Genomic DNA, 15,523 nt, shown 5'->3' with positions numbered 1-15,523 from the left:
ACGGCTGAACCGTCCATTCCGGAGGCTCGCACCGCCGGGACGTCTGAGACGCCTCCAATGGGGGGCGTTTCAGAGGACACCCTCCCCAGGGAGGGCCTCTCGCGGCGGGCGCTGCTCGGTACCGCCGGTGCCACCGGGCTGGTCCTGGGTGCGGCGGGCGGTGCCGTCGGGTACGCCGCCGCGCCCGCGCAGGCGACGCCGCTCACCTCGCTGGGCGCCGACCAGGTGATGTTTCACGGGAAACATCAGCCCGGGATCACCTCGCCGATGCAGGCGCGCGGCCACCTCGTCGCCTTCGACCTGGCCGCGGGCGCGGGCCGCAAGGAGGCGGCCGCGCTGCTGCGCCGCTGGTCGGAGACGGCCCGGCGGCTGATGGCGGGCGAGCCCGCGAGGGACGGCGACACGGATGTGGCGCGGGACGCCGGGCCGTCGTCACTGACGATCACCTTCGGGTTCGGGCACAGCTTCTTCGGCCGCACGGGCCTGGAGAAGCAGCGCCCGGTCGCCCTCGATCCGCTGCCCGCCTTCTCCTCCGACCAGCTCGACAAGGCGCGCAGCGACGGCGACCTGTGGGTGCAGATCGGCGCGAACGACGCCCTGGTCGCCTTTCACGCCCTGCGCGCGATCCAGAAGGACGCGGGCAGCGCGGCCCGGGTCCGCTGGCAGATGAACGGCTTCAACCGGTCGCCGGGGGCCACGGCCCACCCCATGACGGCTCGCAACCTGATGGGCCAGATCGACGGCACGCGGAATCCGAAGCCGACGGAGCCCGACTTCGACCGGCGGATCTTCGTGCCGGAGTCCGGTGCGGCCGACCCGGCGTGGATGGCGGGCGGCTCCTACGCCGTCGTACGCCGCATCCGCATGCTTCTCGACGACTGGGAGCAGCTCTCGCTCACGGAGCAGGAGGACGTCATCGGGCGGCGCAAGTCCGACGGGGCGCCGCTGTCGGGCGGGACCGAGACGACCGAGATGGACCTGGAGAAGACGGACGCCGAGGGCAACCTGGTCGTCCCGATCAACGCGCACGCCCGGATCAGCCGACCCGACCAGAACGGGGGTGCGGCGATGCTGCGGCGCCCGTTCTCGTACCACGACGGCTTCGCCGGGGACGGGGTGCCGGACGCGGGGCTGCTGTTCATCTGCTGGCAGGCGGATCCGCTGCGGGGGTTCGTCACCGTGCAGCGGAAGCTGGACCGGGGGGACGCGCTGTCGCGGTTCATCCGGCATGAGGCGAGCGGGCTGTTCGCCGTGCCGGGTGGGGCGGCGGACGGCACATATGTGGGGCAGGCGTTGCTGGAGGGGTGACTGGTGCTTCGGGCGCACTCCTTGGGCCCGGAGGCCCATTAGGGTGAGGACATGCCAGCGAGCTATGCGTATCTCGGTCCCGAGGGCACCTTCACCGAAGTCGCTCTGCGTACGCTGCCGGAGGCGGCGACCCGCGAGCTGATCCCGTACGTGTCCGTGCAGTCCGCGCTCGACGCGGTGCGCGCGGGTGAGGCCGAGGCCGCGTTCGTGCCGATCGAGAACTCCGTCGAGGGCGGCATCACGACGACCCTCGACGAGCTGGTCGCGGGCGAGCCGCTGATGATCTACCGCGAGGTGCTGCTGTCGATCACCTTCGCGCTGCTGGTCAGGCCGGGCACCCAGCTCTCGGACATCAAGACGGTCTCCGCGCATCCGGCGGCCCAGCCGCAGGTGCGCAACTGGCTGAAGAAGCACCTCCCGGACGCGATCTGGGAGTCGGCCGCCTCGAACGCCGATGCCGCACGCCTGGTCCAGGAGGGTCAGTACGACGCCGCCTTCGCGGGCGAGTTCGCGGCCGCCCGGTACGGCCTGGTGGCCCTGGAGACCGGGATCCACGACGCGGAGAACGCGCAGACCCGGTTCGTGCTGGTCGGCCGGCCCGCCCGGCCCGCCGCGCCGAGCGGGGCGGACAAGACGTCCGTGGTGCTGTGGCAGCGCGACGACCACCCCGGCGGCCTGCGCGACCTGCTGGGCGAGTTCGCCACCCGGGGCATCAACCTGATGCTGCTCCAGTCCCGGCCCACCGGCGCCGGTATCGGCAACTACTGCTTCTGCGTCGACGCCGAGGGCCACATCTCCGACCGCCGGGTCGCCGAGGCGCTGATGGGGCTCAAGCGGATCTGCCTGCAGGTGCGCTTCCTCGGCTCGTACCCCCGCGCGGACGTGAAGCCGGCGGATGTGCAGCCTCCGCTGCCCGGGACGTCGGACGACGAGTTCACGTCGGCGGCGGACTGGGTGGCTCGGTGCCAGGACGGCCGGTTCTAGCCAGTCTGGCCAGTCAGGTTCCAACCAGTCACCGGTCAGTCCTACCTGCTTATTTTCGTTATCCACAGGCGTTATCCACAGGTCCGCTTCTCGACCTGGGGACAAGTCGACAGTGAACCATGACACTGTCGACAAATCGCCCTACAGGGCCTCGCGACGTCCACCAGCGCGCAGGTCACCCTTCGTCCACTCTTTTCCTTCGGGCAACCCTCTGGAGCGATGCATTTCCACTCGAAAGCGGGCGTAAGGGAGGTTTGCCCTGGGAATCCAAAGATCCATCGACACCCTCCGGATTGATCAATTCCGAATCCACAGATCTTCCGCACACCCTGTGGATAACTTTTCGGGAGGTGTGCACCCCTGTGGACAACCGAGACCCCAAGTCCCGCCCCACACAAGGAAATCCAGTCAACCGGCCACCCCTCGACTTACCCGATCAAGGGATCGGGAAGATCTTTATTGACGAGGGTGCACAACAGCCGACGATTACTGCATAACGGAATGTAAGCCGCAGCTCGGAATAGTGAGTCGTGGGCCGTCGCCCCGCACCGGTAGCCTTGAGCGCGTGATTGACCTTCGCCTGCTCCGTGAGGACCCCGACCGTGTGCGCGCCTCCCAGCGCGCCCGTGGAGAGGACGTCGCGCTCGTCGACGCTCTCCTGTCTGCCGACGAGCGGCGCAGGTCGTCCGGCGTCCGCTTCGACGAGCTGCGCGCCGAGCAGAAGGGGCTCGGCAAGCTGATCCCCAAGGCCACCGGGGACGAGAAGGCCGAGCTGCTGAAGAAGGCAAGCCAGCTCGCCGCCGACGTCAAGGCGGCCGACGCGGAGCGCGACGCGGCCGACGCCGAGACCCAGGAGCTGCTCCTCAAGCTCGGCAACCTCGTCCACCCGGACGTGCCCGTGGGCGGCGAGGAGGACTTCGTCACCCTGGAGACGCACGGCACGATCCGCGACTTCACCGCCGAGGGCTTCGAGCCCAAGGATCACCTGGAGCTCGGCCAGCTGCTCGGCGCGATCGACGTCGAGCGCGGCGCGAAGGTCTCCGGCTCGCGCTTCTACTTCCTCACCGGGGTGGGCGCACTGCTGGAGCTGGCCCTGGTGAACGCCGCGATGGCGCAGGCCACGGCGGCCGGCTTCACGCCGATGCTGACGCCGGCGCTGGTCCGCCCGCAGGCCATGGGCGGTACGGGCTTCCTCGGCCAGGCCTCCCAGGACGTCTACCGCCTCGACAGCGACGACCTGTACCTGGTCGGCACCTCCGAGGTGGCGCTCGCCGGCTACCACATGGACGAGATCCTCGACGCCGACCGCCTCCCCCTGCGCTACGCGGGCTTCTCGCCCTGCTTCCGCCGCGAAGCGGGCTCGCACGGCAAGGACACCCGGGGCATCTTCCGCGTGCACCAGTTCGACAAGGTCGAGATGTTCTCGTACGTCGCTCCCGAGGACTCGCAGGCCGAGCACCAGCGCCTGCTGGAGTGGGAGAAGCAGTGGCTGACCTCGCTGGAGCTGCCGTACCGGGTCATCGACGTCGCCTCGGGTGACCTGGGCGCCTCGGCCTCCCGCAAGTTCGACTGCGAGGCGTGGATCCCGACGCAGGGCAAGTACCGCGAGCTGACCTCGACCTCGGACTGCACCGAGTTCCAGTCCCGCCGCCTGTCGATCCGCGTCCGTGAGGGGAAGACCGTACGGCCGCTGGCGACGCTGAACGGCACCCTGTGCGCCGTACCGCGCACGATCGTCGCGATCCTCGAGAACCACCAGCAGGCCGACGGCTCCGTGCGTGTGCCCGAGGTGCTGCGTCCGTATCTGGGCGGCCGGGAGGTCCTGGAGCCGGTGGCCAAGTGAGCGATACGGCTCCTGCCACCGGGTTCCCCTACCGGCTGATCGCCACCGACCTCGACGGCACCCTGCTGCGCTCCGACGAGTCGGTCTCGCGACGCACCCGGGATGCGCTCGCCAAGGCCACCGCGGCGGGCGCCGCGCACATCGTCGTCACCGGGCGCGCGGTCCCGTGGACCCGGCACATCCTCGACGACCTCGGCTACACCGGCCTCGCCGTCTGCGGCCAGGGCGCACAGGTGTACGACGCCGGTGAGCACCGCCTGCTGACGTCGGTGACCCTGGACCGGCAGCTGGCGGGGGTGGCCCTGGCCAAGATCGAGGCGGAGGTCGGCCCGCTGTATCTGGCGGCGAGCCGCGACGGCCTGGACGGCGAGGTGCTGGTCGGGCCGGGCTATGCGCTCCAGGGCGGGCTCCCCGCGACGCCCTTCACGGAGGTCTCCGACCTGTGGTCGGCGCCGCTGAACAAGATCTACATCCAGCACCCGACCCTGACCGACGACGAACTCGTGGAGGTGGCCCAGCGGGCCGCAGGCGGTTTCGTCACCGTCACCATGGCGGGCCAGGGCATCGTCGAACTCCTCCCGCTCGGCCTGTCCAAGGCGACGGGGCTGTCGCTGGCGGCCCGGCGGCTGGGTGTGAAGGCCGCGGACACCATCGCCTTCGGCGACATGCCCAACGACATCCCGATGTTCGCCTGGGCGGCCCGGGGCGTGGCGATGGCCAACGCCCACGAGGAACTGCGGGCGGTGGCGGACGAGGTGACCGCGTCCAACGAGGAGGACGGGATCGCGGTGGTGGTGGAGCGGTTGCTGGGCTGACCCAGCGGTTACCTACCCCCTGAAGTCGACCCAGTTGCAGTGACAACGTTGCGCGGAGGATGCACGGATCGAACGTGCGCGGGCTTTCCAGGCCCGACCACGGTTTAGCAAACCGGTGCCTTACCACTCGGCCAATCCTCCGGGTGGGCGGCCCACGCGAGAGCGACATCGCGTGCTCGAAGCGGCCGCCCCGGGCAGCTCCCCGTGCGGGGCGGGCTCGACGGAGCGGTAGCGACTACTCCGGAGTCCGCCGCGGGCTGCCCTGACGGGAGCTGGACGTACTGCCGTGCATGGACATCGTCCGGCTCCTCTCCCAGACCGTGGCGCCGAACTCACCGTCCGGCGATGTGGACACAACCACTATGTAGTCACGGTGAGTTGGGCGCCACCGATTAAAGGGCCGGGCAAGGCCGCGTACGTCCGCTACCGGCGGCGCCACTTGCGGCGGCGCGCCTTGCTGAAGAACCATCCCGCCGGCGGCTCGTCGGAGCGCCACGGCTGTGGCTCGGGCTCCTCACGGCGCCAGCGGGCGGTCAGCATGCGGGCTCTGGCGGACGGTTCCGACGATTCGGCCGCGCGTATGAAGTCGTCGTCCAGGACGAGGTCGTCGTCCCAGGCGTCGTCCCCGGACTGTCCGCGCTCCTCGTGCCCCGACGTACCGCCTGCCATCCCCAGTCCTCCAGTTCGTGCAGTGCATCCCCTTCGTCCAGTGTGCCTGGACAGAGGTGAAGCCCCCGTCAGGTCCGGGCCCCGTCAGGGGCCCGACCCTTTACTCCTCGCCTGCCAGCGTCAGCGACCGCAACTTCTGCCCGGCGTACCAGGTGGCCAGCACGGTGACCACGACCAGCAGCACCGTCGCCGTCGGCAGCCCGACGTCCGAGGTCACCAGCTCACTGTCCCCGACCCGCTGGGCGACCGCCAGCGACCACTGCTGGACGCTGAGCGTGCGCGCCCCGGACACCAGGGAGCCGAACAGGGCCTCCCAGACCAGCGCGTAGACCAGGCCGAACACCACCGCGTGCCGGGACACCGTGCCGAGCAGCAGGAAGAGCGCGGCGTAGGCGATGGAGGCGACCAGCGCGGCCACCGTGTAGGCGACGGCGATCTGCTGGCTGTTGCCGTTCAGGATGAACCCGGCGATCAGCGTGGGCACCGCCGAGAACACCATGGTCACCGCGATCGCCACGATCAGCTTGGTGAAGATGATCGTCGGCCGCTTCACCGGCTTGGACAGCAGATACACCACCGAGCCGTCGTCGATCTCCGGGCCGATCGCGCCCGTGCCCGCGATGACGCCGATGATCGGCACCATCGTGGCCAGCGCGAGCCCGCCCAGCAGGTCGGCCGCCGTCTGGTCGTCGGCCCCGGCGAGGCCGCGTACGACCACGGAGATCGCGATGAGCAGCAGCGGCAGCGCGCCGAGGATGAGGGCCCGGCGCCGGCCGAGCAGGGCCCGGTAGGTGAGCCGGGCGACTGTGGGGTCGTACATCTTTGGCCTCCTACGCCGCGACCAGATACGAGAACACGGACTCGAGGGACTCGTCGGACGGCGAGACCGTCAGCAGACGGATGCCGTGGTCCCGGGCCACCCGCGGCAGCAGGGCGGTGAAGCGGCCGAAGTCGACGGCCTGGACGCGCAGCGCGCCCTCGGTGAGGTCGACTTCGATGCCGGATGTCGACGGGTCGGCGATCAGCGCGGCCGCGAGGGCGCGATCGTCGCTGGAACGCACCAGGTAGCGGTGCGGCCGGTCGGTCATCAGGCGGCGGATCTTGCGGAAGTCACCGCTGGCCGCGTGCCGTCCGGCGACCACGACCTCGATGTGCCAGGCGAGTTGCTCGACCTCTTCGAGGATGTGGGAGGAGAACAGCACCGTGCGGCCCTCGTCGCCCATCCGCCGCAGCAGGTCCATCAGCTGCATGCGCTGGCGCGGGTCCATTCCGTTGAACGGCTCGTCCAGCAGGAGCAGCGAGGGGTCGTGGACCAGCGCGCTCGCCATCTTCACGCGCTGTCGCATGCCCTTGGAGTACGTGGCGATCTTGCGGTCCTGCGCGTACTCCATCTCGACGGTCGCGAGGGCCTTCTGGGCGGCCTTGGCGCCGAGGCCGTGCAACTCTGCGTTGGCGACGACGAATTCGCGGCCGGTGAGGAAGTCGTACATCGCCTCGCGCTCGGGGACGATGCCGATGTGCTGGTAGATCTTCTCGTTGCGCCACACCGGCTGCCCGTCGAGCGTGACCGTGCCGGTCGAGGGGGCCAGGAAGCCGCCCATCATGTTGATCAGGGTGGACTTCCCGGCGCCGTTGGGGCCGAGCAGGCCGGTGACGCCGGGGCCGATCGTCATGGTGATGTCGTTGACGGCGACGACGTTGCCGAACCAGCGGGAGACATGGTCGAGGGAGAGCGTGGTCACAGTCCCACCTTCTTGTAGCGGCGCATCAGCAGGCCGTAGCTCGCGGCGATGAGGCCCAGGGCGACGATGACGTAGACGACGCCCTCGGCGTTCGTGGGGCCGACCCCGCCCGGGAACGCCGAGTCCGCGCCGAGGAAGGCGGACTGCACTCCGTCGATGACGGTGATGGGCGAGAAGAGGCCGATCCAGGCGATGGAGTCCGAGGTGCCCTGCGCTTCGGCGATGGCCTGCAGGGTGGACACCGCGCCGTAGGAGATGGTCAGCACGGCGATCACGGCCGCGATGCCGAAGCCGCGGCGCGGCGTGACCGACGCGATGACCAGGCCGATGCCGGCGAAGAGCAGTGAGAGCAGTGCCACGGAGACGAGTCCCTGTGCGAATCCCTTGGTCTGGTCGGCGAAGTCGAGCTTGGCCAGCAGCGCGCCCACGTAGAGGACGAGCAGCGGGGCGGCGGTGAGGATGAACATCGCCGAGGCCAGCGCCGCGTACTTGGCGCGCACGTAGTCCGCGGTCTCGATGGGCCGCGAGAAGTACAGCGGCACCGTCTTGAAGCGCAGGTCGCGCGAGACGGCCTGGGGCGCCTGCGAGGCGATGTACAGGCTGATCACCGCCTGCATGATGATCGCGTAGCGCGTGTAGTCGACCGGCAGGTCGTTGGCCTTGGTGGCGACCGCGACGGCGACCATGATGGCGGCGGGCACGCACATCACCACGAACAGCAGCATCGGCAGCACCTTGGACTTCACCGAGCGGCCGAGGCCGTAGGCGCCGCGCAGGGACTGCGAGTAGAGGGAGCGGCGGGCGTAGGCACGGCCCAGGCGCGGGCCGTCGTACGTGCGGTAGCCGATGTTGTGGATACGGGTCTGGTCACCCGGCGCCGTGGGTACGGGCTGCTCAACCGCCATGGCGGACCGCCTCCTTCCGCTGCTCGTCGGTGTTCGTGCCGGTGTCCGTGCCGGTGTCCGTGTCCGTGTCGGTCGTGAAGACCTCCGCGATCTGGTGCCGGCGCTGCTCCATGCGCACCAGGCCGAGACCGAGGTCGGCGACCGTGTCGCGGACCAGGTCGTAGGTCTCCTCGCCCTGCGCGGTGAGCAGCAGGACATGGCCGGCGCCGGGCAGTCCGCTGCCGGCGGCGACGGTCACCCCGCGCGCCTGGAGCGCGTCGCGCACCGCGCGGGTGCCGTCCGGGTGCTCGTCGGTGTCGGTGACCTCGATGGCGAGGGTCGTGGTGGTCTGGGTGAAGTCCGTGGTGGAGCTGGAGCGCAGGAGCTTGCCGCCGTCGACCACGACCACGTGGTCGCAGGTGCGCTCCAACTCGCCCAGCAGGTGGGAGGTGACCAGCACGGAGATGCCGAAGTCGGTGTAGATCCGGCGGATCAGGCCCAGCATCTCGTCCCGGCCGACCGGGTCGAGGCCGTTGGTCGGCTCGTCCAGGAAGACCAGCTGCGGGTCGTGGACAAGGGCCTGCGCCAGCTTGACGCGCTGCTTCATGCCGGTCGAGTAGCCGCCGATCGGGCGGTAGCGCTCCTCGTACAGTCCGACATGGCGCAGGGTGTCCGCGGTGCGCTCGCGCGCGGCGGCGGGCGGGAGGCCGGACATGCGCGCCATATGGACGACGAACTCGGTGGCCGAGACGTCGGGCGGCAGACAGTCGTGCTCCGGCATGTACCCCACGCGCTCGCGGATGGCGGCGCCCTTGGTGGCGACATCGAGTCCGAGCACTTCGGCGCGGCCCTCGGTGGCGGGGGACAGACCCAGCAGGATCTTGATCAGTGTGGACTTGCCGGCTCCATTGGCTCCGACGAGTCCGGTCACACCGGGCCCGACGTCCACGGAGAGCCGGTCAAGCGCGGTCACCCGGGGGAACCGCTTGCTCAGGCTTTCGGTCGCGATCACAGTCACGTCTTCGACGGTAGTGATCCGCGCCACGCAAGTCGTCAGACCGCAGAGCCGTCTTGAAGTCACCCTCGAGTATTACGGGGCCCTAGGGGTCACCCTGAGGTCGAACAACGCGCCACGGATTGTCCACATCGTGCGGTCGTCCGGTTGTCCGCATGCATACGGTTGACCACATACGTGCGGTTGTCCACAGGCCCGCACACGCCTATTGACGCAACCTCTAACAACTGTCACATTCAGCGATGTCAAGTTACGAGCACGTACCGCAACCGGTGGGACGGTGTGCCATGGCGACGGCAGTGACCAGTGAACGCTCGGCGGAGCTGCGTGGGTTCCGCAAAGTGCAGCGCCTCGCCTACGAGTGCGCGGAGGCCGTGGCCGTCCAGCTGACGCCGGGTGTGACCGAGCGTGAGGCGGCTCGGATGCAGCGCGAGTGGCTGCGCGAGCGGGGCGTGCGGGACTGGTTCCACCTGCCGTTCGCCTGGTTCGGCGACCGCACGGCGTTCGTCGACTTCCGTATCCCGCTGCAGTTCTTCCCCACCAACCGGCGCCTTGAGCCGGGGATGCCGTTCATCCTCGACATGGCACCGGTGTTCGAGGGCTACACGGCGGACATCGGTTACTCGGGCTCACTCGGCATCAATCCCGTGCAGAACAAGCTGATGTCCGACCTGGAGGCGCACCGCGAGCTGATCCTGCGCGAGGTGCGCGAGCGGCGCTCCCTGCGGGAGATCTACGAGGACGTGGACCGCCTCATGGTCCGTCAGGGCTACGCAAACCGGCACCGCGCGTACCCCTTCGGAGTGATCGCCCACAAGGTGGACCGGGTGCGGGAGCGTCGCTGGTCCCCTCGGTTGTTCGGGTTCGGCACGCAGTCCCTGAAGGGCCTCGTCGGCGACGCGCTGCACGGCCACCGCGAGGGCTGGTCCCCGCTCTGGTCGCCGTACCGCTTCTCCGACCACCCGCCGCAGCCGGGCCTGTGGGCGGTCGAACCCCATCTCGGTTTCCGGGGCACGGGCGCCAAGTTCGAGGAGATCCTCGTCGTCACCGACTCGACGGACCCCGAGGAGAGCGCCTTCTGGCTGGACGACGATCTGCCGCACATGCGGCGCTGGGCGGAGGAGAAGTGACGATGCCGGCAGGTGCGCGGGAGCGCTGGGTGCGTACGGGCGGGGTCGAGCTCTGTGTGGCCGAGCTGGGGCATCCGGAGCAGCCGACGGTCGTCCTCGTGCACGGCTACCCGGACAGCAAGGAGGTGTGGTCCGAGGTCGCGGCCCGCCTCGCCGGACGCTTCCACGTCGTGCTGTACGACGTCCGGGGCCACGGCCGGTCGACGGCACCGCGGCCGCTGCGCGGCGGGTTCACGCTGGAGAAGCTGACGGACGACTTCCTGGCCGTCGTGGACGCGGTGAGTCCGGACCGTCCGGTGCATCTGGTGGGGCACGACTGGGGCTCGGTGCAGGCCTGGGAGTTCGTCACCGTCCGGCGCACCGAGGGCCGGATCGCGTCGTTCACCTCGATGTCCGGGCCGTCCCTGGACCATTTCGGGCACTGGATCCAGCAGCGGGTCAAGCGCCCCACCCCGCGCCGGATCGGCCAACTCCTCGGCCAGGGCGCCAAGTCCTGGTACGTGTACCTGCTGCACACACCCGTCCTGCCCGAGCTGGCCTGGCGCGGCCCCCTCGGCAAACACTGGCCGCGCATCCTGCAGCGCATGGAGAAGGTCCCCGCCGACGCCTACCCGACCGCGTCGCTGCCCACGGACGCGGCGCACGGGGCGTGGCTGTACCGGGACAACGTACGGCGCCGGCTGCGCAGGCCGCGCCCGGACGCGTACGCGCACGCGCCCGTGCAGCTCATCACGCCCCTCGGGGACGCGTTTTTGTCCGAGCGGCTGTACGACGGACTGGAGCGGTGGGCTCCGCAGCTGACCCGGCGGACGCTCCCCGCCAAGCACTGGTTCCCGCGCACCCGTCCGGACCAGCTGGCCGCCTGGATCGAGGAGTTCGTGATCGCGAACGAAGGAGGCAGGCCGGTGATCGAGGCGACAGGCCGCCACGCGGACCGTTTCGGCGGGCAGCTGGTGCTGGTCACGGGCGCGGGCAGCGGCATCGGCAGGGCCACGGCGTTCGCGTTCGCGGAGGCCGGCGCGCGTGTGATCGCCGTCGACCGGGACGCGGAGGGGGCGTCCCGGACCGCGGAGATGTCCCGCCTGATCGGTGCGCCGGACGCCTGGGCCGAAACGGTCGACGTCTCCGACGAGCAGGCGATGGAGAAGCTCGCGGAGAAGGTCGCGACCGAGTACGGCGTGGTGGACGTCCTGGTGAACAACGCCGGTGTCGGCCTGTCCGGACCCTTCCTGGACACCACTCCCGAGGACTGGCGCAAGGTCCTCGACGTCAACCTGTGGGGCGTGATCCACGGCTGCCGGCTCTTCGGCCGGCAGATGGCCGAGCGCGGGCAGGGCGGCCACATCGTCAACACCGCGTCGGCGGCGGCGTACCTGCCCTCCCGGGTGCTGCCCGCCTACAGCACCTCCAAGGCCGCCGTGCTGATGCTGAGCGAATGCCTGCGCGCCGAACTCGCCGGGCAGGGCATCGGCGTCACGGCGGTATGCCCCGGCTTCATCAACACCAACATCACCTCGACGGCGCGGTTCGCGGGCGTGGACGCGGCGGAGGAGAAGCGGCGCCGGCAGCGGTCCGCACGCCTGTACGGGCTGCGGAACTATCCGCCGGAGAAGGTCGCCGACGCGATCCTGCGGGCGGTCGTGCGCAACGAGGCGGTGGTGCCGGTGACTCCTGAGGCCCGCGGTGCCTACCTGCTGTCGCGGTTCATGCCGGGCGCGCTGCGCAGGATCGCCAGGGTGGAACCTCGGTTGTGAGCGGGGCACGCGCATGAGCGAGCCGACGTACCGCATCGAGGACCTCGCTCACCTCACCGGCACCACCGTCCGCACCATCCGCGCCTACCAGGACCGCGGCGTCCTCCCCCGCCCGGAACGCCGTGGCCGTGCCAACGCCTACACGGACGCGCACGTCACCCGGCTCCGCCAGATCGCCGGCCTCCTGGACCGTGGCTACACCCTGGCCTCGATCAAGGAGCTGCTGGAGGCCCACGACACCGGCCGCGGCCTGGGCGGGGTCCTCGGCCTGGTCGCCGAGGTGGACGGCCCGTGGACCGACGAGGAGCCGTCCCGGATCACCCGAGCCGAACTGACCGACCGCTTCGGCGGCATCCCCGACGACGCGGCGATCGCCCAGGCCGTCGAGCTGGGGGTACTGGAGCCGGTACCGGGCGACGAGGACGCGTTCGCCGTACCGAGCCCTCAAGAACTCGCCGTGGCGGTGGAGTTGCATGCTGCCGGGGTGCCGCTGTCCGCGATCTCCGATCATCTACGGGAGCTGAGGGCGCAGGTCGAGCACATCGCCTCCCGCTTCCTGGAGTTCACCACCGAGCACGTCTTCGCCCGCTACCTCGACGGACCCCACCGCCCGACGGACGCGGACGCGGCAGAAGCGGCCTCTCTCGTACGACGGCTGCGTCCACTGGCCCGTCAGACGGTGGACGCGGAACTCGCCCGCGCGATGCGGGTGTTGGCGTCCCGGCAGCTACGTCGGCACCTTGGCGGAGGCGGAGGCGGGGCCGTGGAGGCGGGGGACGAGTCGCGACTGGTGCGGATACCGGCGGACACGATGCGGGCCGTGGAGGAGCTGGTGGGCGCGGAGGAGGCGGGTACGTTTGTCGCTCTCGCCGCTGAACGGGAGGTTCGGGCGCGGGCCTTGGATTGTTTGGCGACACATCACACAAACCACCCAAATGGGGACGAAGAGTGATGAGGCAACCGGGTGCTTGTCCACAGCTCCGCCGATGCCCTTGTGGATAACTACACTTAGTTGTGGATCAAACCTCCGGAGCAAAATCAAGTGCGTGATCCCCGTCTCTCCCGGCACGCTGAGGGCATGGACGACAGACGCACCGTGAAGGTGTCGAAGTACCTCTCGAAGCACCTGCGCCACCAGCCCGAGGGCATCGGGCTCACCCTCGACGAGGGCGGCTGGGTCGAGATCGACACGCTGATCGCGGCGGCGGCCGCGCACGGGTTCCGGTTCACGCGCGAGGAACTGGACCATGTGGTCGCGAGGAACGACAAGAAGCGCTTCGCCATCGAGGGCACCCGGATCCGCGCCAGCCAGGGCCACAGCATCGAGGTCGACCTCGGACTGCCCGCGGCGACCCCGCCGCCGTACCTCTACCACGGCACCGTGGCCGGCAACCTGGACGCCATCCGCACCGAGGGGCTCAGGCCCATGAACCGCCACGACGTGCACCTCTCGGCCGACCGCGAGACCGCGACCCGTGTCGGTGCCCGCCGGGGCCGCCCCGTGGTACTGGCGGTGGACGCGGGTGCCATGCACCGCGACGGCCATGTGTTCCAGGTCAGCGCGAACGGGGTGTGGCTGACGAAGGCCGTACCGCCGCAGTACCTGCGCTTTCCCGAGCGGCACTGAGCCTGCCTGATCCCTGGTACGGACTTTGGCATGAAACGGTTCGCTGCACCACGAGGCGTTCGTCGAGTTCGGCGACGCTCACCCTCGTCACGACCCGTCGCCTCCAGTTCATCCCGCTGATCAACGCTCGGCCCGCACCGCTGGACTCCCCGGTGCTCCTCGCCCTCTGGCGACGGAATGCCCGGCGCGGGGCAATTGCTGAGGCCCCGGTGGAGCTCAGGAACAAGGACGGAGGGAACCATTCCGACACGGGGCCGCATCTGGCCCGGCGTGGGCGTCGTGGTGTTGTTCTTCGGACTGTTCTTCATGGGCGGGTGGGCGGCGGCCGTCGCTGCGCTGGTGTACGCCGTCGTCGTGCTGGTACGCATCTGGCCGCAGGACTGGCTGCGGGGCCACGGACACCCGGCGGTACGGCTGCTGGTGCCGACGCCCGCGTACCTGCGCCTCGACGTGGCGCTCGCCGTGTTGGCCCTCCTGGTCGACCTGTGGCTCGTCTCGGCGGCCATCGTGTTCGGGGCGGACGGCATCTTCACCGAGGACTGGATGGGTTACCCCGGCATGATGGATCCCTCCGGGCAGGGATACCAGGCCGGAGTGGTGAGCACGCTGCGCACGACGGCGTGGTGGACCTTCGGCACAGCGGTCCTCTGCCGGTGCTGGATCACAGCCGGCGTGCAGGTGTGCGTGCTGCCGTTGGCGGCATGGTGGATCGGATCATTCGACACCTACTACACCTGACCTGTGCGGCCGGCCACAGGCCCCGACCAGCCACGCATCGATCATCGGGCACGGTCGCCGATCCCCGTGTCGGGCCGACCTGCTGCGGACCGAGCATGGGCGACGGCAGTTTTGTACTCAGATGCCGATGAACCGAACGCGGTCACCACACAGCCGGGCCATGCCATCGCAGCCGCTTTCCCGGTAGTTCATGAACCAGTGGGTGTCGAAATAGCAGGCCATCGTGAACGGGTGGTGCGGGTCGACGAGGATGCGGCAGACGAACTCCGCGGTCTGGCAGTCGAAGGGGACGTCCTCACCGTCGAAGGACCGGACCACGACGGGCCAGCGGTCGGGGTCGTCGCCGGCGGCCCTCCAGCAGTACAGGTCCTCGTGCTCCGTGCCCGCCCAGATGAGCAGGCCGTCCTCCCTGAGATGCGTCCACGGCTCCTGGTTCAGGTCCAGGTATCCGTCGAAGGCGCCCTCGCCGAACGTCTCGACCATGCGCTTGTAGTCGCTCGGCAGCGTGGTGCCCAGGCGCGACTCCACCTCCGGCCAGTCCACGTCCGGCCGCTGGGCGGGGTGTGTCCAGCCGGTGATCCGTATGAGCCGCTCCATCCAGTCAACGTCCTCGTCCGGAGCGACCGCCAAGGGTTCGGGCACCTCCCTGTGAGCGACCACCAGCACCGGCCGCTCGACCCCCTCGGCGTCCCGCGCCGTACCCGTGCCGATCCACTGATCCCCGTACGCCCACGCCCGTATCGTCACGGCCCGGTCCTCGAAGGGGATGAGGAGAGCCGCGCCCCTGGACTCGTCGAGCGTCGGATCGGTGAAGCCGTCGAGGACGAGGGTGCGCGGGGCGCCGTACCTGCCGCCGAGCAGGCCGGTCAGTTCCTGCGGGTCCAGGTCACTGGGCAGGTACATGTATCCGTCTCCCGGGCCGAGCTGGGCCAGCAGGTCGTTGACGGTCGCTTGCGTGAGGGCCATGACGGACAGTGAAGCGCACCGCACTGACAATCGACGTTGGTCACCGGA

At 69.9% G+C, this 15,523-nt stretch carries 15 protein-coding genes and 1 tRNA gene; 9 read left to right on the top strand and 7 right to left on the bottom strand.

Annotation, left to right across the window (positions count from 1 at the left end; all coding sequences use genetic code 11):
- The first annotated feature begins 57 nt into the window (after window positions 1–57).
- The 4 genes from efeB to HJD23_RS20805 all read left to right on the top strand — a co-directional run bounded on the left by efeB (window position 58) and on the right by HJD23_RS20805 (window position 4,950).
- A complete protein-coding gene (gene efeB / locus HJD23_RS20820; protein WP_171110396.1) occupies window positions 58–1,308 on the top strand; it encodes an iron uptake transporter deferrochelatase/peroxidase subunit in 1,251 nt (416 codons plus the stop codon).
- A gap of 51 nt (window positions 1,309–1,359) precedes the next feature.
- Window positions 1,360–2,292 carry a prephenate dehydratase gene (pheA, locus tag HJD23_RS20815; RefSeq protein ID WP_171110397.1) on the top strand — a complete coding sequence of 311 codons (933 nt, stop codon included), beginning with the start codon at window positions 1,360–1,362 and terminating at the stop codon, window positions 2,290–2,292.
- 565 nt (window positions 2,293–2,857) lie between these two features.
- A complete protein-coding gene (serS, locus tag HJD23_RS20810; RefSeq protein WP_171110398.1) occupies window positions 2,858–4,135 on the top strand; it encodes a serine--tRNA ligase in 1,278 nt (425 codons plus the stop codon).
- A complete protein-coding gene (locus tag HJD23_RS20805; RefSeq protein ID WP_171110399.1) occupies window positions 4,132–4,950 on the top strand; it encodes an HAD family hydrolase in 819 nt (272 codons plus the stop codon). The genes serS and HJD23_RS20805 overlap by 4 nt, the downstream gene beginning before the upstream one ends.
- Window positions 4,951–5,003: 53 nt before the next feature.
- Here the strand turns inward: HJD23_RS20805 and HJD23_RS20800 are convergent.
- The 6 genes from HJD23_RS20800 to HJD23_RS20775 form a co-directional block, all read right to left on the bottom strand.
- Window positions 5,004–5,091, bottom strand: a tRNA-Ser gene (locus HJD23_RS20800).
- 282 nt (window positions 5,092–5,373) lie between these two features.
- Window positions 5,374–5,619 carry a hypothetical protein gene (locus tag HJD23_RS20795; protein WP_171110400.1) on the bottom strand — a complete coding sequence of 82 codons (246 nt, stop codon included), beginning with the start codon at window positions 5,617–5,619 and terminating at the stop codon, window positions 5,374–5,376.
- Between the two features lie 100 nt (window positions 5,620–5,719).
- A complete protein-coding gene (locus HJD23_RS20790) occupies window positions 5,720–6,439 on the bottom strand; it encodes an ABC transporter permease (protein WP_171110401.1) in 720 nt (239 codons plus the stop codon).
- Between the two features lie 10 nt (window positions 6,440–6,449).
- Window positions 6,450–7,361: an ABC transporter ATP-binding protein gene (locus HJD23_RS20785; protein WP_171110402.1), complete on the bottom strand. Its 912-nt coding sequence runs from the start codon at window positions 7,359–7,361 to the stop codon at window positions 6,450–6,452.
- Window positions 7,358–8,266, bottom strand: coding sequence for an ABC transporter permease (locus HJD23_RS20780; RefSeq protein WP_171110403.1), 909 nt, complete (start codon window positions 8,264–8,266; stop codon window positions 7,358–7,360). Before HJD23_RS20780 ends, HJD23_RS20785 begins: the two co-directional genes overlap by 4 nt.
- A complete protein-coding gene (locus tag HJD23_RS20775; RefSeq protein WP_171111756.1) occupies window positions 8,256–9,257 on the bottom strand; it encodes an ABC transporter ATP-binding protein in 1,002 nt (333 codons plus the stop codon). Before HJD23_RS20775 ends, HJD23_RS20780 begins: the two co-directional genes overlap by 11 nt.
- A gap of 290 nt (window positions 9,258–9,547) precedes the next feature.
- Between HJD23_RS20775 and HJD23_RS20770 the strand changes: the two genes are divergently transcribed.
- The 5 genes from HJD23_RS20770 to HJD23_RS20750 all read left to right on the top strand — a co-directional run bounded on the left by HJD23_RS20770 (window position 9,548) and on the right by HJD23_RS20750 (window position 14,509).
- Window positions 9,548–10,390, top strand: a complete 843-nt coding sequence (locus HJD23_RS20770; protein ID WP_171110404.1) for a M24 family metallopeptidase — start codon at window positions 9,548–9,550, stop codon at window positions 10,388–10,390.
- Entirely contained in the window at window positions 10,387–12,144 is a 1,758-nt protein-coding gene (locus tag HJD23_RS20765) for an SDR family oxidoreductase (protein WP_171110405.1), read from the top strand. The genes HJD23_RS20770 and HJD23_RS20765 overlap by 4 nt, the downstream gene beginning before the upstream one ends.
- A 13-nt stretch (window positions 12,145–12,157) precedes the next feature.
- On the top strand, window positions 12,158–13,096 hold the full coding sequence (locus HJD23_RS20760) for a MerR family transcriptional regulator (RefSeq protein WP_171110406.1): 939 nt from the start codon (window positions 12,158–12,160) through the stop codon (window positions 13,094–13,096).
- 126 nt (window positions 13,097–13,222) lie between these two features.
- Window positions 13,223–13,771, top strand: coding sequence for an RNA 2'-phosphotransferase (locus HJD23_RS20755; RefSeq protein WP_171110407.1), 549 nt, complete (start codon window positions 13,223–13,225; stop codon window positions 13,769–13,771).
- A gap of 279 nt (window positions 13,772–14,050) precedes the next feature.
- Complete coding sequence (locus tag HJD23_RS20750; protein ID WP_240980768.1) at window positions 14,051–14,509, top strand: hypothetical protein; 459 nt, start codon at window positions 14,051–14,053, stop codon at window positions 14,507–14,509.
- A gap of 117 nt (window positions 14,510–14,626) precedes the next feature.
- Here HJD23_RS20750 and HJD23_RS20745 read toward each other — a convergent pair whose 3' ends face one another.
- Entirely contained in the window at window positions 14,627–15,475 is an 849-nt protein-coding gene (locus HJD23_RS20745) for a hypothetical protein (RefSeq protein WP_171134053.1), read from the bottom strand.
- Window positions 15,476–15,523 lie beyond the last annotated feature (48 nt).

Source organism: Streptomyces sp. Z423-1, from assembly GCF_013009255.1.
Taxonomy (GTDB): domain Bacteria; phylum Actinomycetota; class Actinomycetes; order Streptomycetales; family Streptomycetaceae; genus Streptomyces; species Streptomyces gossypiisoli.
The sequence above is the reverse complement of the archived record's forward strand: the minus strand, read 5'-3'. Positions and strand labels throughout refer to the sequence as shown.